Raw genomic sequence first — 17,134 nt, 5'->3', positions numbered from 1 at the left:
AGATCACGGTACTACGGGGTGTCTTGTCGCGCTGACCTGCTGTTTCGTAGACGCAAGTACGGCTCGATCGATAACTCTTTAGGAGGGCGGACAGGATGACCCAAGCGAGTCCTGCGACCGATGGCCCACTGTGCTTCATGTTCGATAATCGCGGCCATCGGCTAGGCGGCGAGATAGACATAGAGAACCGCAAGCACGCCACGATGATCGCGGACATGACCCTCGAAGACTGGGCGGACGCTGCCCGGATGCTTCGCGAGTGGGAAGCAGGACGGGTGCCGTGAGCAGCGTTGAAGCGTACTGGAGTCAGGCGGCAAGCCATGAGTCCCGGGGCGACCGTTTTGAGGTCGCAGTGGACGGCCTGACGTGGTCGCAGTGCCTCCCGCGTTACCAGCGTGCAATACCGGGATTGATGCTTTCGGACGGCCTGACCGAAGTCATTTTCACGGCGGGAGCGCGACGCCATGAAGCGCAAGCAGCCAGGGAATTCGCTATCGCCTTAGCTTTCAACGCACTTGAATTCGCGCGCGAATGCAACAAGAGGCTAACTCTTTGTACTAACGATTGGCCGGAAGATGACAAAGATGTCTAACCATGCCTTGCATCTACATTCTCGGTGCATGCGCAAGAGGCGTTCGAAGTGCGTTCGCTGGATAGCTGCCCAATGTTCGGTCGGCTGCCGCTGCTTCAGGGTTTCGGCGGCGATCGAGGGTGACAAGCACAAGGCTTCCGACGTCAGATCATAACCCTGGTCTTGGATCCCTTGGTCTTTGCCGGTAACCCGCTAACAAACAGAACAGGAACAGAATATGAGGGTGTGCGACGTGGTGGCCGGTACGGGCGATACGAACGACGATACGTACGCCATGCACGAAGTGATCCGGGTTCAGTCGCAACTTGGCCGGATTCGGAAGCTTCGGGGCTGGTCCCTGCTCGACGTGGGTCACAAGCTGAACGTGCATCCGTCAACTGTCTGGCGCTGGGAGCACAGCCCGACCTACGCATGCAACATAACCGAACTTCAAATGTATGCGCGAGTTCTCGGTTACACGTTCCGCGTCCTCGTCGTCGCCACTGGCGACGACGAGTCAGGTGAATCACTTCACCCCCCGCAACCCGAGAATTAGCCGGAGTCCGAGACGTCGGCCTATACGCCGCAACTCGCGACCGTAGCCGACACGGCCGAGCCGAGCGGCAGAAAGGTCCACGCAGGGATTGCGCACGGGGGCGAGCAAGGGGGCGCGGCACAGGCAACCGTCGCCCCCCGCCCCCGCAGCGCGAGAATCCGCAGGTCACGAGTAGGTAACTTAAACAGGGTCAGCTCTAACCGTCCTAAACACTCACGAGGCCCGATGACCTACTTGCCCTTTTCGGCCCGCATCTCGTGCCACTTCGCGTACATGTCGTTGAGCTCCTTGATCATGAAGCTCAGGAAGTCGCGCATCTCGGCGACCCGCTCGCCCGCCGGCGTGTCCGGCCCCAGCGCCGAAACGCCCTCATCGGCCGCGTCGCGCCACATGGTGATCATGCGGTCGCGTTTCATGAAGGTGGCGTACCAGAGGTCGTCGAAGAGCCGGTAGTGGTCGCGGCGCGAGCCTGGCTCGCGTTCCTTGGCGACCAGCCCGATCTGCTCCAGGTACCGCACGGCCCCCGAGATCGCGGCGGGGCTCACCGACAGCTGGTCGGCCAGCTCGGCCGCGGTGAGGCGGCCGGCGTCGGTGGTCATCAACGCGGCGAACACCCTGGCGGGCATCCGCTGCATCCCGATCTGGGAGAGCGTGAGGCCCAGGTGCTCCACGTAACGGCGGACGGCGTCCTCGTCTCTCTGCGTGCTCGAAGCACTCTCAGGCGTCGTCGTCATGGGCACATCCTCTCTCACTTCCCCCAGAGTGATCACACCATCCATACGTTTTCTTAACTTCACAACTTCGTGAAATCACTGTACCTTCAGCTTCATGGAAAACGCCATCTCCATCTCCGGCCTCCACAAATCCTTCGGCCGGACCAAGGCTTTGGACGGCCTCGACCTGCGGGTACCCGTGGGGGAGGTGCACGGCTTCCTCGGCCCGAACGGCGCGGGGAAGTCGACCACCGTCCGGGTCCTGCTCGGTCTGCTCCACGCGGACTCGGGCGACGTCCGCCTGCTCGGCGGCGACCCGTGGAAGGACGCGGCGAGCCTGCACCGGCGCCTCGCCTACGTCCCCGGCGACGTGAACCTCTGGCCCAACCTCTCCGGCGGCGAGGTGATCGATCTGCTGGGGCGGCTGCGGGGCGGGCTCGATCAGCGCCGCCGCAAGGACCTCGTCGAACGTTTCGACCTCGACCCCAAGAAGAAGGGGCGCACCTACTCCAAGGGCAACCGGCAGAAGGTCGCGATCGTGGCCGCGCTGGCCTCGCACGTGGACCTGCTGATCCTCGACGAACCGACCTCCGGCCTCGACCCGCTGATGGAGGCCACCTTCCAGTACGCGATCCAGGAGGAGCGCGAGCAGGGCCGCACGGTGCTGCTGTCGAGCCACATCCTGGCCGAGGTCGAGGCGCTCTGCGACAAGGTCAGCATCATCCGCAACGGGCGCACCGTCGAGACCGGCACGCTCGCCGAGCTCCGGCACCTCACCAGGACGTCGATCTCGGCCGAACTCGCCGGTCCGCCGAACGGGCTCACCGAACTCGAGAACATCCACGACCTCAAGGTCGAGGGCAACCGGGTCCGCTTCGACGTCGAAACCCGTTCCCTCGACGAAGCGCTGCGGCAGCTCACCCAGGTCGGCGTCCGCAGCCTGACCAGCCAGCCGCCGACGCTGGAGGAACTGTTCCTCCGCCACTACACCACCGAAGCGAGCGCGAAATGACCGCGACGCTGGAGCGCCCGGCCGTCGTTTCCGGGCCGGCGCACGGACTGGTCGGCACCTGGCAGCTGACCAGGCTGGCGCTGCGGCGGGACCGGATCGTCCTGCCGATCTGGATCGTCCTGCTCGGGATCATGCCCTCGACGTCGTCGGGCACGTTCGAAACCCTGTACCCGACGGCCGCCGAACGGGCCGGGCTCACCGCGGGCATGGGCGCGAACCCGTCCCTTTCGCTGATCTACGGCCCGGCCTTCGACCTCTCGACCGCGGGCGGGTTCACCGCGTGGCGGCTCGGCGGTTTCCTCGCCCTGGTCATCGGGCTGATGGCGGTCTTCACCGTCACCCGCCACACCAGGGCCGAGGAGGACTCGGGCCGCGCGGAACTGCTGGCCTCCGCGGTGGTCGGCCGGTACGCCCTGCTGACCGCGGGTGTGCTGGTGTCGGCCGGGGCGAGTGTCCTCATCGGACTCGTCGAGACGGGGCTGATGATCGGCGCGAAGCTGCCCGTCGAAGGGTCGCTCGCGCTCGGCGCCGCCACCGCGGCGACCGGTCTGGTCTTCACGGCGGTCGCCGCGGTCGCCGTCCAGGTGGCCGAGTACTCGCGGACGGCCAACGGGATCGGCGCCACCGCCGTCGGGGTCGCGTTCCTGCTGCGCGCCGTCGGTGACTCGACCTCGGACGCGACCTGGGTTTCCTGGTTTTCGCCGATCGGGTGGGCGCAGCAGATCCGGGCGTTCGCCGGCGAACGCTGGTGGGTGTTCTTGCTGCCACTGGCCGCGACCGTGGTCGTCGGCGCGATCGGTTACGCGCTCCTCCCGCGGCGCGACGTCGGCACCGGCATCATCCCGCCGCGTCCCGGACCCGCCGAAGCCGCGGCGTCGCTGCGCAGCCCGTTCGCGCTGGCGTGGCGGCTGCACCGGGGTCCGTTGCTCGGCTGGCTGATCGGCACGGCGGTCTGCGCCGCGGTGTTCGGCTCGGTCGCGAGCGGGATCGGCGACGTCGTCGGGGAAAGCCAGCAGGCGAAGGAGATCTTCCAGCGTCTCGGCGGCACGGACGGGCTGGTCGACGCCTTCATGGCGGCGATGACCGGACTGTTCGCCATGGTCGTCGCGCTCTACGGGGTGCAGGCCGCGTTGCGACTGCGCGCCGAGGAGACCGCGGTGCGGGTCGAGCCGCTGCTCGCGACGGGCGTGGGCAGGATGCGGTTGCTGGGGAGCCATCTCGTGTTCGCGTTCGGTGGCACCGCGCTGATGATGCTCGTCAGCGGTGTCCTCTTGGGACTGTCGAACGGGATGCGGTCCGGCGGGGTCGGCGAAGCGGTCGGCGACATGGTGGTCGCGTCGCTGGCGCAGCTTCCGGCGGTGTGGGTGATCACCGGGCTCGCCGTGACCCTCTTCGGTCTGGCGCCGAAGTTCACGACGGCGGCGTGGGCGATCGCCGGGCTGGCGTTGCTGCTCAGCCTGTTCGGCCCGGTGCTGAACCTGCCGCAGGCGATCGTGGACGCCTCACCGTTCTCGCACGTTCCGAAGCTGCCCGCCGCGGAGTTCACCGCGACACCGCTGGTCTGGCTGACCGGGGTCGCCGTGGTCGCGCTCGTGGCCGGGCTCATGGGCTGGCGGCGTCGCGACGTCGGCTAGCCACAGGGGATGACCGTGGAGGCCGTTCATCGGGGGCGGCCTTCACGGTCCTCAGTCGCTTCGGAACCCGGTGGTGGTCGAAGGCGGCAGCGCCGTCGAGGTGGGCGAGGGCGTCACGGTCCTGGTCACCGTGCGCGGCGCCGGCGTGCTGGTCCGCGTGATGACGAGCGGCTCCGGGGCGCTCCCCGGCACGGTCACCGTGACCGGCCCGACCGAACGGGACGTCGAGGTCGGGGACGGGGTCGTGCCGACTTCGTAGACGCGGGGCTGGGGCTCACGGCTGGCGACCAGGAGCGCGGCGACGAGCAGTCCGGTCGCGAGACCCGCGATGGCCGCGACCGTGACGGAACCCTGACTCGACATCCGGCACCCCCTCGCCATGCGAAGCGCAGGTACGGGGACTACTCGCGTTGATCTTACGTTTTGTTACGTAGCGTGCGCAAACCGTCGACAATGATCCGCACGAGATGCCGCTCTTCGAGTGAGTACCGTTCGGCGGCGAGACACCCGGCGATCAGGGCGCGCAGGTCGTCGCCGTCGATGTCCTCACGCACCGCGCCCGCGGCCTGTGCCCTGGTCAGCAGCGCCTGCGTCGCCGAGCGGAATTCGTCGCCCGCGCTCGCCTTGAAACCCAGCCCGGTCGTCTCGGCGAGCGCGTCGCAGAGGGCCCGGTTCCGGGACGCCTGCTGGACGACGCGTCTGAAGAAGTCGAAGAATGCTTCGCCGGGGTCTTCGGCGGTCAGCAACTCGCGGGCTTCCCGCGCGAACTGTTCGAGACGGTCCACGACGACGGCCTGGAAGAGCGCTTCCTTACTGGGGAAATGCCGGTAGACGGTGCCCGCGCCGACACCGGCCATGCGGGCGATCTCGTCGAGGGGGACGGCGAGGCCGTCGACGGCGAAGGCCTCTTCGGCGGCCGCGAGCACCTTCGCTCGGTTGCGGCGCGCGTCGGCGCGCAGCACGGGCTTGTCCACTGTTCCCCCTCCTCAACCGGGTCCGGCGTTCCGATTCAACGCCGACGGCGACGAGGGCATTCCTCACTGGACCGCGGTCTGCGTCCCGCCCGGGGTGAGCAGCCCTTGGACCGTGGTGAAGAGGTACTCCCAGACACCCGGGATCAGCACCACCGCGGCGACCGCGAACACCGGGAAGATCAGCCGGTTCTCCACCTTCTTGCCGGTGCGGAACCGCAGCGGTTTCGGCGGCCGGATCTCGTACCAGGTCTCGCCCGCGATCGGGATCGGGAACAGGAACGGGCAGCCGGATTCGGTCAGCGCGTCGCCGAGGCAGTGCACGAAACACCCGGCCGCGACGGCGATGCCGAGCCAGCCGGAGATCTCCGCGAGCTGCGCCGCCTTGTCCGGCGGGGCGGTCCACACCCACCAGCCGACGGCGGCGCCGCTGACCGGCAGGAGCCAGTCGCCGAGCGCGCCTTCCGCGAGCAGCAGGCCGAGCACGACGACGCCGAACACGGCCCAAGGCCCGCCCTCGGTGGTCCCCCACGAGGTCAGGAAACCGAGGCCGACGGCGAACAGGACGGTGTGCGAGAGATGGCGGTGCTTACCGGTGACCTTCTCGTCCCGAGGCCCCTTGGTCAGCGCGTAGAGCCCCGCCGAAACGCGGCGAAGCAGCCATGAGATCGCGCCGGTGAACCAGCCGAGCAGCTTCGACGCGCGAGCGCCCGGATGGTCGAGGTCGGGAAGGAGTGCGAAACCCGCCGTGGTCGCGGCGAAGACGACCGCTTGGTGCACCGTGCCCGCTCCGACGGCGGGCGCGAGCGCGAGGCCCGCGCACCACCCCGTCAGGGCATGCGTCCGCCCCATCATCTTGCAGCTGCCCCCAGGTGTCGCGGATCACGAGCCCACGACCGTAGCGGGGGATCAGGCGGGGGGCTCCTCCGACACGCTGAGGTGCTCGGCGACGCCGGTGAGCTCGATCACGCGGCTCACCTGGGGGCTGGGCACCAGTTCGAGCTCGACCGCCTTCTCGGCGGCCTGACGCTGCGCCTGGAGCACCACGTTCAGCGCCGAGGAGTCGAAGAAGGTCACGCCGGTCAGGTCGGCGACCACCCGGCCGGACGGTTTGTCCGTGATCAGGGCCCCGAGGGTCTCCTGAAGCTGCGGGCTCGTCAGCAGGTCGAGCTCACCGGTGACCACCACACGCGGTTCAGACGCGTCGGCGTCCAGCGTGATGCTGAAACCGGGCGGCGTGGTGTTCTGGTCCGCTGCGGGCATGCACATTCTCCTCATCAGGTGAGAACCGACGCTCAGCGCCGGAACGCGCCTGTGGTCTCAAGCGACGGCCGCGCCCAGTCCGGACACGGACGCACGCTCTTCTTCGGCGGGTAGGCGTGGCTGTCCCCGCAACGACAGTCCCAACCCTAACCCAGTACGGACGGGGCGCCACGATCGCCGTCGTGCGCGTCGCCGACCGGTGCCCGGGGCGCGCTCAATGCGCGGTCAAGGCCTTGCGCCCGGCGCGGCGTTCACGAAGGAACAGCTCGCGACGCTCGATCTCGCCGAGGCCACCCCAGATGCCGTACGGCTCCTGCACCGCGAGCGCGTGCTTGCGGCACTGCGCCAGCACGGGGCAGGTCTGGCAGATCGCCTTGGCGCGCGATTCGCGCCGCTCACGGGCGGAACCGCGTTCGTTGTCCGTGTGGAAGAACAAGCTGCTGTCCGCGCCTCGGCACGACCCACGGAGCTGCCAGTCCCACTCTTCCGCCACCACGTTCGGCAGCCGGCTCACGTCAGCCATGTCGGTCCCCGCCTTCCAAGGAGATCGTTTGTCGCCGGTTACATGCCCGCCCCCTGCACGGCTCAAACGTGGGTTTGGTTTGCTCACACCCAGGGCATCTGACCGATCGGCAGCGCAGCTCGAGAGAGGAACACACGTGGTGGACAACACCCCGCCCGGCGGGGAGGGCGCTCAACTCATCGAGGTACGCACGGCCGCGGTACCGCACGTGGTACCCACTCTCCGTACGATCGTCGCGGATATCGCGATGCGCCAGGACTTCGATCTGGACGCCGTCGAAGACCTCCGGATGGCGGTGGACGAGGCCTGCTCCATGCTGCTCCCCTCGGCCGCCGACGGCCATCTGACCTGCGTCTTCTCGTGGAAGGACGGGCGGATCGAGGTGACCGTCTCGGTGCTTTCGGACTCCCCGGAACCCGACGACGAGACCGGTCTGTCCTGGCAGCTGCTCACCGCGCTCGCGACGTCCGCGCGGCGGAGTGTCACCCCGGCCGACGGCGGCTACCTGTCCAGGGTGGAACTCGTCCGGGAGAGCGAGGCGGCCCGGCCGTGACCGAACCCGTCGGGCAAGACGGCGCGGATGTCCCGGTCCTGTTCGAGCGCATGTGCGCGCTGCCCCCGGACGCCCCCGAGCGCGAGGCGCTGCGGGACGAGCTGGTGCGCGCGCACCTCGAACTCGCGCGCAATCTGGCGCGCAAGTTCCGCAACCGGGACGAGTCGATGGAGGATCTGGTCCAGATCGCGACGATCGGGCTGATCCACGCCGTCGACCGGTTCGATCCCGGTCAGGGCAGCGACTTCCTGGCCTTCGCGGTCCCCACCATCTCCGGCGAGCTGCGGCATCACTTCCGTGACAACAGCTGGTCGGTCCGGGTGCCGCGGCGGCTCAAGGAGCTGAACGCGAACATCTCGGCCGTGCGCGAGGAGCTCACCGTCCGGCTCTCGCGCGCGCCGAAACCCAGTGAGATCGCCGCGCATCTCGGCGTCCCGATCGACGAGGTCTACGAGGGCCTCCGGGCAGGCCAAGGCCGCTATGGGGCCTCGCTGGACAACCTCCTGGAGAACTCGGCGCACACCCGCTTCGGCGAGGCGGACGCCAATCTGAGCCAGGCGGAGCTGCGGGAAGCGCTGCGGCCGATGCTGGAACGGCTGCCCGATCGCGAGCGCAAGATCGTCGCGCTGCGGTTCGGGTCCGGGATGAGCCAGTCGGATATCGCGCGCCGGGTCGGCGTTTCCCAGATGCAGGTGTCAAGGTTGCTGGCCGCCACGCTCAAGAAACTGCGTGAAGGATTGACCGAGACGGAACTCACCGACGGAGTCTGATTCGACCTCGGCCCTTGTGGGTATCAGGGAGGCGAACAGCGGATCTGGGAGTCTCTCGTGAGGGGAGGTGCGGAACCATGACGATGTCCAAGACGCGATCGGAGGGCTCGTTGCCGGTGGTCTCCCTGCCCCTGCCGGTCGATGTGACGGCACCCGCCGTCGCGCGACAGGCCGTGCGGACGACTCTCGGGAACCTCGGCCTCGACGGGCCGGAAGTCGACGACGTCCTCCTGGCCACCTCCGAGCTCGTCACGAACGCCTTCGAGCACGGAGAGAAGCCGGACAGGCTCGAAGTCGAATACTCCGACGGAAGGCTCACCCTGCGGGTCTTCGACTCCGGTACGAACCGGCCGAAGCTGAAGGAGCCGTCGCCGATGGCGGCGCGCAGCCGCGGTCTTCAGCTGGTGCACGCGTTGGCCGACGACTGGGGACACGAGCTCTGCTCGGGCGGCAAGTACGTCTGGGCCGTGTTCAGTCTTGCTCGAGCCGACGCTTCAGCTTGAGTGCGGCGTCCGTCTCGGCGATGCGCTCGCGCAGCGATTTCCGCTCCAGCGCTTCGACGGCGGCGACCAGCACCTCCCTGAGCGGGTACGGCAGTTCGGCTTCCAGCTGGGCGGCCGCGGCGCTGGTCGCCGCCCATTCCGCTTCGAGCGTCGGCATCAGGCCGAGTGTCTTCTCGGTCAGCGAGACGATCCTTTGCCGGGCGTCCGTCCCGGGCCGGAGCGAGACGAGGTCCTGACGCGCCATCTGCGCGATGGTCTGGCTGGCCGCGGAATGGGTGACGCCGACTTCGGCGGCGAGGTCGCGGATCGGCAGCGGCCCGTGCGCGACGATCGCGCGGACGAACGGCGTGAACCGCGGCCGGTAGTCCCCCAGCCCGATGTCCTCGAAGAACGCGGAGACGTCGGCTTCGGTCACGTCGAGGACGTGCCTGAGCAAAGTGCCCATCCCTCGTTCGCGCGGCGGCCTCCCCACCAGCGGATCATAACGACATACTTCTGAGATGACGCCCGAAGAGCTGCTGACGACCACCCGGACCGTCCGCAAACGACTGGACCTGACCCGGCCGGTGCCTCTCGAACTGGTCAAACACGCCCTGCAGGTCGCGCTGCAGGCGCCGAGCGGGTCGAACACCCAGCGCTGGCACTGGCTGGTGATCACCGATCCCGGGCAGCGGGCCGAGCTCGGGAAGCTCTACCAGCGGGCGTGCCGCGAGTACCTGGATTCCCCTCGGGCGGCGGGAAAGCTGTTCGCGGACGACCCCCAGCGCTCGAAGGTGCAGAAGCGCGTCGGCTCCAGCGTCGAGTACCTGGCCGACAAGATGGGCGAAGTGCCCGTGCACGTCATCCCGTGCCTGGAGACCGACAGCGCGGACCTGCCCGCCGGGAACCAGGCCGGGCTGTGGGGGAACCTGCTGCCGGCGGTGTGGAGCTACATGCTCGCGGCGCGGGCGGTCACGCTCGGCACGGCGTGGACGACGCTGCACCTCGCGTACGAGAAGGAGGCCGCGGCGATCCTCGGCCTGCCGGAGAACGTGCACCAGGCCGCGCTGATCCCGACGGCGTTCTACACCGGCGACACGTTCAAGCCCGCCGCGCGTCAGCCGCTGGAAGAGGTCATGCGGCTGGATCGCTGGTGAGGTAGGACTCCAAGCGGGCCGCCAGTTCCTTGGGGTGGCTCAACGGCACGGAGTGCGACCCGACGATCTCGTCGGGGACGAAACCGAGCCTGTCCTGGACGACCCGGCGTTGGAACTCGGGCGGGAAGAAGCGGTCTTCACGCGCGATGAGCACCTTCGTCGGGACGTCCGGCCACTTGTCCAGCGGCCACGGCTGTCCCCATTCGGCGCTGACCTGGTTCCGGGCGTGCGAGCCCGCCTCCGCGACGATGTCCGCGGGGACGCCGTTGTAGAACTGCTCTTCTTCGCTGAGGCTTTCGTCGGACTTGAAACCCGTGTTGCCCCACCAGTCCCCCGGTGACTCGCCCGGCTTCGGGACCATCGGCGTCAGCATCACGAGCAGCCGCGGCGAAAGCTTCTCGGCGACCAACGGCGCGGTGAAGCCGCCGTAGGAATGACCGAGCACGACCAGGTCCCCGCGATCGCCGATGGCGTTCACGACGGCTTCGACGTGTTCCGGGAAGCCCGCCTTTTCGTCTTCGATCGGCAGGTTCACCGCGACGACGTCGTGCCCACGCCCGGTCAGTTCCGCCTCGAGGAGGTGGAAGTCCCAGGCGCTGCCGCCACCGCCGTGGATCAGTACGAAGGTCGCCATGGCCCCAGCCAACCCGAAACCGGGCGGATCAGCAACGACCGAGCATGTCGCTGAGCGCGCTCTTCTCCGCTGTCGTGATCGTGAGGCCGTAGTAGTGCTTCACGGTGATCCAGTCGGTGGCGTAGGTGCACCAGAACGAGACGAGCGGCGGCTTCCACTGGTCCGGCGCCTTGTCGCTCTTCTCCTGGTTGACGTTGTCGGTGACGGCGAACAGCTGCGGCCGGGTCAGGTCGTTCGCGAACTGGCGCCGCTTCTCGTCGGTCCACGATTTCGCGCCGCTGACCCAGCTTTGCGCGAGCGGCACCATGTGGTCGATGTCGACGTCGGTCGGCTTCGTCCAGGTCTCGCCGTCGTAGATGCTCGTCCAACTGCCGGAGGTCGGGGCGCAGTCGGAACCGGTCTTGACGTCCTTGCCGTCGCGTTTGAGCACGAACTCGCGGGTGTTGCAGTTGTTCCCCTGGTTGTCCCAGTGCGGGTACTTCTTGCGGTCGTAGCCGTCCATCGAGCCGCGCGGGGCGACGGTGAGCTCGTCCAGCTGCTTGCGCGCGTCGGCCGCGCTCGCCGGGTTCGCGGGCTTCGGCTGCAGCGCGTCGCCCTTGCCGCTCACGAACCAGAACACCGCGAGCACGACGGCGGCGAGGGTGATCAGCAGGAGCAACCGCTGAGCAGTGGTCATCTGGCTGGTACGCGTGGCCACCGCGCGGTTCCTCTCGACGGGGGATGGGGAGCGCCAAGTATCGCCGCGCGGCGCGGGGAAACCGGGCGCGACACGGCGATGACACCCGGTAGTTGTTGTCACATCGGGGCCTTGAGCAGCGACTACCCCAGGGACGCTGCCGGAAGGAGCGGGCTTGTGGGCGCCGAAAAACGTAAGTGGAACACCCGGGTCGACGACTATCTGAACCGGAAGGCCGCGGAACGCGGGCACGTGATCGCCATGGCACGGATGGGATCCACCGCGCTGGAGCGTGGTGATCTCGACGGGGCCGAGACGTGGTTCCGCAAGGCCGCCGAGGGCGGGGACAGGGTCGCGATGGGCAACCTGGCGCATCTCCTGAACGAGCGCGGCGTACCGGAACAGGCCGAACGCTGGTACCGCGAAGCCGCGACCGCCGGTGATTCGCAGGCCATGTCGCATCTGGGAAATCTCTGTGCGCGCCGTGGGGATCGGGAGGCGGCGGAGGACTGGTGGCGCCGGGCCGCCGCCGAAGGCCGCGTCGAGGCGATGGCGGAACTCGCGCGGTCAAGGCACCGCAGTGGCGATCTCGAGGAAGCCGAATACTGGGCGGGCGAGGCCGCCGAGGCGGGCAACGTCGAAGGCATGATCACGCTCGGCGCGGTGCTGTGCGACACCGGCCGGACGTCCGAAGCGGATCCCTGGTGGCGCAAGGCGAGCGAAGAGGCCGACGCGGCGTCGCTGATCAAACTCGGCCATCAGGCGCAGCAACGAGGTGACCTCACGCGCGCCGAAAGCTGCTTCCACGCGGCCGCGGCCGCCGGTGCCCCCGACGCCGCCGTCCGCCTCGGCCTGGTGCTGCACCGCCGCGGCGAACTCGACGCCGCCGAACGCTGGTATCTCAAGGCCGCCAAACGAGGCGACGCCGCCGCGATGACGAACCTCGGCGTGCTGGCCAACGACCGGAACGACCCCGGTGAGGCCACCGCCTGGTACCGGAAGGCCGCGGAACTCGGCAGCGTTCCCGCGTACACCAACCTCGGCAGGCTGGCCGCCGACCACGGCAACTTCCAGGAGGCCGAACACTGGTTCCGCGCGGCCGCCGACACCGGCGACCAGGCGGGCCTACGGGATCTGGAGGAGCTGTACCGCAACCGGCAGCGGTACTAGGCCTGCCAATTCCGCATCGCCGCGAACCCCTCGCGCAGCCGCTGGAGCTTGCGGCTGCGATACGGGTCCTCGCCGTCGTCGAGCCGCCACCGCTCCTCGACGCCGGCGCGGAACACCGCGAGCCCCTCGAAACCGAGGCCCGCGGTGAAGTCCGCGATGTTCACGTCGACCCGGCCGGAACCGTCGAGATCCAGCCGTAGCAACCACTCCGCGAGCTCCTTGGGCTCCGGTGGCGTGTCCGCGCAGGCTTCCGCGTACAGCGCGAGCGCGCCCGACACCTCGGAGCCGAGCACGCCGAAGGAGTCCTCGACGAAGTCCAACGCCTCCACGACCAGCTCGATGACGCGGCACAGCAACGGTCCGTCCATGAGTTCCCTGGCGGTGGCGAGCACCTCGCGCACCTTCTCGGTGTACGCGACCGTGCCCTGGAAGCCGACGAAACCGCGCAACCGCAACGTTCCCTCGACGTGGCGGCGCAACGCGTCGAGGTCGCCGCGGCCCGCCTTGAGCGAGAGTTTGCGGAACAGGACCGGATCCTCGTTCGCGTGCCCGACGAGCAGTTCGACCAGCTCGTCGCGGTCCAACGTCTCGACGTACCCACGGATGTCGGCCGCGCCGCCGTCCGCCACCCCTTCGAGGACCAGCAGCCCGACGGCCACGCAGTGCTTGCAGAAGAAGCCGTCCGCCGCGTGCGGGCAGGAGCACTCGCCGACCAGCTCGCCGTCGACGTTGCGCAACCGGACCGTGTAGCGGTCGGTGCCGCTGACCACGGCCGTCACCCCGCCCGCGACGTCGTCCAGCGTCTCGACCGACTCCAGGTACTTGGCGCCGCGCGCGAACGAGACGTCACCGGCTTGCCTGCGGAGTTCGTCCTCGCTGAACCACGTCACCGGCCTATTCTGCGCCTTGCGCCGGAGGACCGAGGAACAACCCACCGCTCGCGTCGAGGACCTGCCCGGTCACCCACCGGGCGTCGTCGGAAACGAGGAACGCGACGACGTCCGCGATGTCTTCCGCGGTGCCGAGCCTTCGCTGCGCGGTGAGCGTCTTTATGGCGGCCTCCAGCTCCGGCGTGAAGATCCGGCCGTTGTCCGCGGTCCTGGTGGCGCCCGGCGCGACGACGTTGACCGTGATCCCGCGTGGCCCGAGCTGGTGGGCGAGGGTGCGGCTCATCGTCTCGAGCGCGCCCTTGGTCATCGCGAAGGACGTCTGCGCCGGGTTGGCCATCCTGGTGGCGACCGACGAGATGTTGACGATGCGGCCGCCGTCGTTCAGCGGTGCCCGCTGGATGAGGAAGTACGGCGCCTTCACGTTCACCGCCATCAGGTGGTCGAAGCCCTCGGGCGTGTCGGTCTCGATCGGCCCTCCCGGTGCGGCCGCCGCGTTGTTGACCAGGATGTCCAGGCTGTCGATGCCCTCCAGGGCTTTGTCGACTCCGTCCATGGTCGACAAGTCGCCCTTGGTGCTGTCGTGTCTCAGGACTTCGATGCCGTCCTTTTCGAGCCGCCGCGCGATCGCCGCCCCGATCCCCCGCGAGGCCCCCGTCACCAATGCCGTCTTCATTGCGCACCCCAGATGTTAGTGACTAACACTTTGATAGTGTCTACCACGTGAGCCTCCGAGACCGCCAGCGCGCCGAAACCCGGCTCGCCGTCCAGACGCACGCCATCCGCCTCTTCACCGACGTCGGCTACGACGCGACCACCGTCGCCGACGTCGCCGCGGCCGCCGGCGTCTCGGCGATGACGGTCTACCGGCACTTCCCGACAAAGGAGGACTTGGTCCTCTACGACGAATACGACCCCGTGACCGCTTCGGCCGTCGCTGCCGCGCCCCCTGGGCCCTTGCCCGCGCGGATCGGACACGCGCTCTCGAAGACGGCCGCTCACGGGTCTTCGTCGGAGAAGGCGTTCCTGCTGGCGCGGCTGCGGCTGATGATCTCGGTGCCGGCGCTACGGGCGCGGCATCTGGACAGCCAGTACGCGACGGCGGACGCGATCGTGGCCGCGCTCGGTTGTTCGCCCGAAGAGGAGTTTCGGGTGCGGGCTACGGCGATGGCGTGCCTTGGGGCGGCGCATGTCGCGCTGCTGCGGTGGGCGGAGACGGATGGGGAGGCGGATCTGGCGGGGCTGATCCGGGAGACGCTGACCAGCGTCTTTGAGCGCGGGTCTTAAGCGTAGTGCTCTCGGTGGTAATCGAGATGATCCTTATCAATGTGGTGGTCTACATGCTGACGCAACTCGCTCACCACCTCGCCATGCACGACGACTTTCATGTCCTCACTAATCACCATGGCCCCATAATCAAACAGCACGTGGCAATTAGGGCATAGACAGAGGACGTTTGAGTAGACATCAGGGCCGTTATGCGGGCGCCCAAGGCCGCGAATATGAGCCCCTTCAGAATAGGCCTTGTCGCCAATCCTCAATCGAACCCCACAAGTCTGACACACATCGTCATGCACTTGTTTCACGTAGTTGACCACCTGCGTGGACCTAACCAAGCGCTGCACCTTGGCAGACACCCTAGCGGGAGCATCGTTACCTGCAGGAATCGGCAGCAACGCCTGAGTTTGCGGCTCCGCAGCCACCACGGTCCCAACCGCCAGCTTCATCATGCGGAACTGGCAAACCATGAAGCCATCCTTACCGGGCTGACGCCACACCTCGGCAACCCGGTAAAGGCCGTCATAGCGAAGACCCGAATCTGGCGCATAGGAGGATTTCTTGTCGGCGCCACGGATCACCCGAACAGGCTCACCAGTAACACTGCTTGTCACCAAAGCAGCGTTTCCACTGGCTTTAAAGCTTTGATCTTCAATCTGCTTTCCTGACGGACTCCGCCCGCCATGGCCGGTATAGATGATCTCATCCCCAAAGTCCTTGTCGTCTGAGTACCCACCAGAGACAACGATGGACTTCGCTCCAGTATCGCCTTTCCCGGAAATGCCAGCCTGAAGCTGCTTGTGGACTCCACGATCGAACGCGTCTCGCCGGTTGACGAACGTAGTCCCCTCAGGGATACCAGGGATCTCCCCGAACCCTTCTCCGCCGACAGCCAGCCGGTGAGTCTCGACGTTCCTGAACTCGAACCCGAGACGACCCAGGCGAGCAATCAGCTTTTCTTCCGCTGCCCCCAAGTCAGCCACACCGAGCTCCGCGCCGACCACTGAGCGGTGCGCTGACAGCACGAGCACTTTCGCGTCGTAATCCGATCCCTCGTGCATCACCACGTAGCGAGATGCACGCGTCACACCCTGCAGACGCCTGAAGCGCTCGGCACCAACGTTGTCGTGCTCAGCGATCGCCGCAAGCACCGCTTCTCGAGAGATGTCGTTCAAGCCCACAACAAGACGCTAGGCCAACTTGCGGCAGCGCAACACCCTCAACCGGACGAACATCAACTTTGCTTTGGCCTCATGCTCGCGGCACCCACCCCGCGGAGCCCATACCCTGTCCGAAGAGCGGGATCGGTAAATAGCATTGCACTATGTTGATTCATCAGTCATAGTTACAGCACTCACCAATCTCAGGAGCAGCCATGATGAACATGCACGCGGGAAAGGCACAGCGTTGGCATTCAGCCGTCGCGCCCACCGCCGTATGTCCGTCGCGCTGTCCCTGGCGAGGCTCACACCGAGCTGACCAGCAAGTTCTTGCCGACAAAGGCTCCCCATCATGACGCCATAGCGCGTGTGATGCGAGGGAGCCGTCCATCAGGAAACTGATGGGCGGCTTCTCTTTTTGCTGCGCAAAATAATTCTCTATCGGCGAGCTTGGGAAGCGGAACGGCCTCCAAAACCGTATCCAGGGGGTTCGACTCCTCCCGCCGGTGCTCGACGCTGCCTATTCAGCGCGAACCTTGACAACAGAAGACTTTTCCCAAAGCTCGTCCCCGTCGCCGAAAGAGGCGGCCAGGACGAGCGCCGGTGGAGGCGTGCACTCGTCTCCACCTCTCCCCTGTAGCTCAGGTGGACAGAGCGCCGCACTACGAATGCGGAGGTCCCAGGTTCGAGTCCTGGCAGGGGTACTGGTCGGCGTATCGGAGGGGGATACGCCGGTCGACGGATGCGAGGGGCACTGGCGACCCCACCTGATTTGGGATCAGGAGTCACCGCGTTCGACTCGCGGGCGTCCGACCAAGCAGTACGACAAGGAGGATTGGCCGAGTCCGGTAAGGCAACCGTCCCGAAAACGGTGGTCGGCGTGAGAGCGTCGCGCAGGTTCGAATCCTGCATCCTCCGCAAGCCCTCGTGGTCCAACGGATACGACGCCGGCGTCCGAAGCCGGGAACGCAGGTTCGACTCCTGCCGAGGGCACGATGATCCCAACTCGGCCCACTTCACGACGGTCGTGCGGCGGCCTGCAAAGCCGTTGGACTCCGGGTTCGACTCCCGGGTGGGTCTCCACCGCAGAGTAACCATCTGGCGACACAGTTGCGTAGGTGGCA

The 17,134-nt window shown here is 67.4% G+C and carries 22 protein-coding genes and 5 tRNA genes; 15 read left to right on the top strand and 12 right to left on the bottom strand.

Annotated elements, in window-relative coordinates:
- The first annotated feature begins 280 nt into the window (after nt 1–280).
- Both DMC64_RS02365 and DMC64_RS02360 read left to right on the top strand, forming a co-directional pair.
- Nucleotides 281–592 (top strand): hypothetical protein, encoded by a 312-nt coding sequence (locus DMC64_RS02365; RefSeq protein WP_125731748.1) that lies wholly within the window; start codon nt 281–283, stop codon nt 590–592.
- A 223-nt stretch (nt 593–815) separates the two neighbouring features.
- A complete protein-coding gene (locus DMC64_RS02360) occupies nt 816–1,127 on the top strand; it encodes a helix-turn-helix domain-containing protein (RefSeq protein ID WP_158634196.1) in 312 nt (103 codons plus the stop codon).
- A 230-nt stretch (nt 1,128–1,357) separates the two neighbouring features.
- Here DMC64_RS02360 and DMC64_RS02355 read toward each other — a convergent pair whose 3' ends face one another.
- On the bottom strand, nt 1,358–1,861 hold the full coding sequence (locus DMC64_RS02355; RefSeq protein ID WP_037333262.1) for a GbsR/MarR family transcriptional regulator: 504 nt from the start codon (nt 1,859–1,861) through the stop codon (nt 1,358–1,360).
- Nucleotides 1,862–1,955: 94 nt separating this feature from the next.
- On the opposite strand from DMC64_RS02355, the gene DMC64_RS02350 reads away from it, so the two are divergent.
- Both DMC64_RS02350 and DMC64_RS02345 read left to right on the top strand, forming a co-directional pair.
- Nucleotides 1,956–2,852: an ABC transporter ATP-binding protein gene (locus DMC64_RS02350; RefSeq protein WP_125731744.1), complete on the top strand. Its 897-nt coding sequence runs from the start codon at nt 1,956–1,958 to the stop codon at nt 2,850–2,852.
- On the top strand, nt 2,849–4,486 hold the full coding sequence (locus DMC64_RS02345; protein WP_125731741.1) for an ABC transporter permease: 1,638 nt from the start codon (nt 2,849–2,851) through the stop codon (nt 4,484–4,486). The genes DMC64_RS02350 and DMC64_RS02345 overlap by 4 nt, the downstream gene beginning before the upstream one ends.
- A 51-nt stretch (nt 4,487–4,537) precedes the next feature.
- Here DMC64_RS02345 and DMC64_RS02340 read toward each other — a convergent pair whose 3' ends face one another.
- The 5 genes from DMC64_RS02340 to DMC64_RS02320 all read right to left on the bottom strand — a co-directional run bounded on the left by DMC64_RS02340 (nt 4,538) and on the right by DMC64_RS02320 (nt 7,243).
- The gene (locus DMC64_RS02340) at nt 4,538–4,849 is read right to left on the bottom strand and encodes a hypothetical protein (RefSeq protein WP_125731739.1); all 312 of its coding nucleotides are present in this window, start codon (nt 4,847–4,849) and stop codon (nt 4,538–4,540) included.
- A gap of 53 nt (nt 4,850–4,902) precedes the next feature.
- The gene (locus tag DMC64_RS02335) at nt 4,903–5,460 is read right to left on the bottom strand and encodes a TetR/AcrR family transcriptional regulator (protein WP_125731737.1); all 558 of its coding nucleotides are present in this window, start codon (nt 5,458–5,460) and stop codon (nt 4,903–4,905) included.
- Between the two features lie 63 nt (nt 5,461–5,523).
- Nucleotides 5,524–6,309: a metal-dependent hydrolase gene (locus tag DMC64_RS02330; protein ID WP_125731735.1), complete on the bottom strand. Its 786-nt coding sequence runs from the start codon at nt 6,307–6,309 to the stop codon at nt 5,524–5,526.
- A 57-nt stretch (nt 6,310–6,366) separates the two neighbouring features.
- Nucleotides 6,367–6,720 (bottom strand): STAS domain-containing protein, encoded by a 354-nt coding sequence (locus tag DMC64_RS02325; RefSeq protein ID WP_016330770.1) that lies wholly within the window; start codon nt 6,718–6,720, stop codon nt 6,367–6,369.
- A 214-nt stretch (nt 6,721–6,934) separates the two neighbouring features.
- The gene (locus DMC64_RS02320) at nt 6,935–7,243 is read right to left on the bottom strand and encodes a WhiB family transcriptional regulator (RefSeq protein ID WP_037315146.1); all 309 of its coding nucleotides are present in this window, start codon (nt 7,241–7,243) and stop codon (nt 6,935–6,937) included.
- Between the two features lie 136 nt (nt 7,244–7,379).
- Here DMC64_RS02320 and DMC64_RS02315 point away from each other — a divergent pair, with 136 nt between their 5' ends.
- The 3 genes from DMC64_RS02315 to DMC64_RS02305 all read left to right on the top strand — a co-directional run bounded on the left by DMC64_RS02315 (nt 7,380) and on the right by DMC64_RS02305 (nt 9,069).
- Nucleotides 7,380–7,796: an anti-sigma factor gene (locus tag DMC64_RS02315; RefSeq protein WP_037333273.1), complete on the top strand. Its 417-nt coding sequence runs from the start codon at nt 7,380–7,382 to the stop codon at nt 7,794–7,796.
- Entirely contained in the window at nt 7,793–8,566 is a 774-nt protein-coding gene (locus tag DMC64_RS02310; RefSeq protein ID WP_037333276.1) for a SigB/SigF/SigG family RNA polymerase sigma factor, read from the top strand. Before DMC64_RS02315 ends, DMC64_RS02310 begins: the two co-directional genes overlap by 4 nt.
- 77 nt (nt 8,567–8,643) lie before the next feature.
- Complete coding sequence (locus DMC64_RS02305) at nt 8,644–9,069, top strand: ATP-binding protein (RefSeq protein WP_037333278.1); 426 nt, start codon at nt 8,644–8,646, stop codon at nt 9,067–9,069.
- Here DMC64_RS02305 and DMC64_RS02300 read toward each other — a convergent pair.
- Nucleotides 9,038–9,514, bottom strand: a complete 477-nt coding sequence (locus DMC64_RS02300) for a MarR family transcriptional regulator (RefSeq protein WP_052120267.1) — start codon at nt 9,512–9,514, stop codon at nt 9,038–9,040. The genes DMC64_RS02305 and DMC64_RS02300 overlap by 32 nt on opposite strands.
- A 55-nt stretch (nt 9,515–9,569) precedes the next feature.
- On the opposite strand from DMC64_RS02300, the gene DMC64_RS02295 reads away from it, so the two are divergent.
- A complete protein-coding gene (locus tag DMC64_RS02295) occupies nt 9,570–10,205 on the top strand; it encodes a nitroreductase family protein (protein WP_125731733.1) in 636 nt (211 codons plus the stop codon).
- Here the strand turns inward: DMC64_RS02295 and DMC64_RS02290 are convergent.
- Together DMC64_RS02290 and DMC64_RS02285 are read right to left on the bottom strand one after the other, a co-directional pair.
- Nucleotides 10,183–10,839, bottom strand: coding sequence for an alpha/beta fold hydrolase (locus DMC64_RS02290; RefSeq protein WP_125731731.1), 657 nt, complete (start codon nt 10,837–10,839; stop codon nt 10,183–10,185). The two genes, DMC64_RS02295 and DMC64_RS02290, sit on opposite strands and share 23 nt — an antisense overlap.
- Nucleotides 10,840–10,867: 28 nt before the next feature.
- Nucleotides 10,868–11,515: an HNH endonuclease family protein gene (locus DMC64_RS02285; protein ID WP_369797390.1), complete on the bottom strand. Its 648-nt coding sequence runs from the start codon at nt 11,513–11,515 to the stop codon at nt 10,868–10,870.
- Nucleotides 11,516–11,692: 177 nt separating this feature from the next.
- Here DMC64_RS02285 and DMC64_RS02280 point away from each other — a divergent pair, with 177 nt between their 5' ends.
- A complete protein-coding gene (locus tag DMC64_RS02280) occupies nt 11,693–12,685 on the top strand; it encodes a tetratricopeptide repeat protein (RefSeq protein WP_125731729.1) in 993 nt (330 codons plus the stop codon).
- On the opposite strand, the gene DMC64_RS02275 is transcribed toward DMC64_RS02280, so the two are convergent.
- Complete coding sequence (locus DMC64_RS02275) at nt 12,682–13,575, bottom strand: SWIM zinc finger domain-containing protein (RefSeq protein ID WP_125731727.1); 894 nt, start codon at nt 13,573–13,575, stop codon at nt 12,682–12,684. The two genes, DMC64_RS02280 and DMC64_RS02275, sit on opposite strands and share 4 nt — an antisense overlap.
- 4 nt (nt 13,576–13,579) lie before the next feature.
- Nucleotides 13,580–14,248: an SDR family NAD(P)-dependent oxidoreductase gene (locus tag DMC64_RS02270; RefSeq protein ID WP_125731725.1), complete on the bottom strand. Its 669-nt coding sequence runs from the start codon at nt 14,246–14,248 to the stop codon at nt 13,580–13,582.
- A gap of 47 nt (nt 14,249–14,295) precedes the next feature.
- On the opposite strand from DMC64_RS02270, the gene DMC64_RS02265 reads away from it, so the two are divergent.
- Nucleotides 14,296–14,859 (top strand): TetR family transcriptional regulator, encoded by a 564-nt coding sequence (locus DMC64_RS02265; RefSeq protein WP_125731723.1) that lies wholly within the window; start codon nt 14,296–14,298, stop codon nt 14,857–14,859.
- Here DMC64_RS02265 and DMC64_RS02260 read toward each other — a convergent pair.
- Entirely contained in the window at nt 14,856–16,031 is a 1,176-nt protein-coding gene (locus DMC64_RS02260; RefSeq protein WP_199754853.1) for a YDG/SRA domain-containing protein, read from the bottom strand. The two genes, DMC64_RS02265 and DMC64_RS02260, sit on opposite strands and share 4 nt — an antisense overlap.
- A gap of 610 nt (nt 16,032–16,641) precedes the next feature.
- On the opposite strand from DMC64_RS02260, the gene DMC64_RS02255 reads away from it, so the two are divergent.
- The 5 genes from DMC64_RS02255 to DMC64_RS42615 all read left to right on the top strand — a co-directional run bounded on the left by DMC64_RS02255 (nt 16,642) and on the right by DMC64_RS42615 (nt 17,093).
- Nucleotides 16,642–16,714 (top strand) — tRNA-Arg (locus DMC64_RS02255).
- 35 nt (nt 16,715–16,749) lie between these two features.
- Nucleotides 16,750–16,826 (top strand) — tRNA-Pro (locus DMC64_RS42620).
- Nucleotides 16,827–16,839: 13 nt separating this feature from the next.
- Nucleotides 16,840–16,928, top strand: a tRNA-Ser gene (locus DMC64_RS02250).
- Nucleotides 16,929–16,931: 3 nt separating this feature from the next.
- Nucleotides 16,932–17,003, top strand: a tRNA-Arg gene (locus DMC64_RS02245).
- A gap of 15 nt (nt 17,004–17,018) precedes the next feature.
- Nucleotides 17,019–17,093, top strand: a tRNA-Cys gene (locus DMC64_RS42615).
- Nucleotides 17,094–17,134 lie beyond the last annotated feature (41 nt).

It is taken from the genome of Amycolatopsis sp. WAC 04197 (genome assembly GCF_003947475.1).
Classification (GTDB): Bacteria; Actinomycetota; Actinomycetes; order Mycobacteriales; family Pseudonocardiaceae; genus Amycolatopsis; species Amycolatopsis japonica.
Note: the sequence above shows the minus strand (reverse complement) of the source record. Positions and strands in the feature narration are given on the sequence as shown.